The organism is Treponema endosymbiont of Eucomonympha sp. (assembly GCF_001028545.1).
Genome location: NZ_BBPW01000379.1, coordinates 1 through 667, shown reverse-complemented (window position 1 = coordinate 667; position 667 = coordinate 1). Strand labels below are relative to the sequence as shown.

2 protein-coding genes are annotated in these 667 nt (G+C 48.7%); both read right to left on the bottom strand.

Translation table 11 applies throughout. From position 1 onward, the window contains the following. Nucleotides 1–114: 114 nt before the first annotated feature. Complete coding sequence (locus AWU74_RS12825) at nucleotides 115–345, bottom strand: DNA polymerase III subunit delta (protein WP_238580233.1); 231 nt, start codon at nucleotides 343–345, stop codon at nucleotides 115–117. Nucleotides 346–409: 64 nt separating this feature from the next. Then, on the bottom strand, nucleotides 410–667 hold a 258-nt coding region (locus tag AWU74_RS07170), incomplete at its 5' end, for an HPr family phosphocarrier protein (RefSeq protein WP_238580232.1).

The window sequence follows — 667 nt, the reverse complement described above, 5'->3', positions numbered from 1 at the left end:
ATTAAACTTACAGAAACATCATGTAAGTTTTGACGATGCGCAATATGTTTTTAGCGACATAAACCGCATAGAGCGCGTAGACAACAGCGAGGGCAACACATCCGGCGAGACGCGTTACCAGACTTTATTAGTAATGAGTTCCGCGTTGTGCAACACGACAAAGCGGGCAGATGCGAAGAGAGATTCGTTTTCAAGCAGCAAAATCACGTCGGATAGGCGAGCGTCAACCATATAAAAAGCATGCGCGTCAAGTTCGCCGCAGGTTTTTTGCAGGGATTTTTTGAGCGCGAATACCGCCTCGTCGCGCTCGCCGATTTCGGGACCAGTAAATAGGTATATCGCCACGCTCAGCAATTCCGTGCGCTATGCCGTATACGGCTGGAGGTCAACAGTGTGTTCAAAATCTGCCTTATTCTTCTTCAAATTTGCTGTCAAACAATGCGGCCAGCGCGTTTATGGCGTCTTGTTCGTCTGCACCGTCGGCTTTCAGCACGAGGTCGGTGTTGTACCCCGCCGCCATTGTAATGACGCCCATGATTGCTTTCGCGTTTATTTTGGCTATCCCTTTCTCTATCATAATTGTCGACGAAAACTTATTTGCGGTTTGCGCCATCATTGCTTCCGGACGGGCATGAATTCCCGCGCGGTTCCGAACGGTAATATTTTT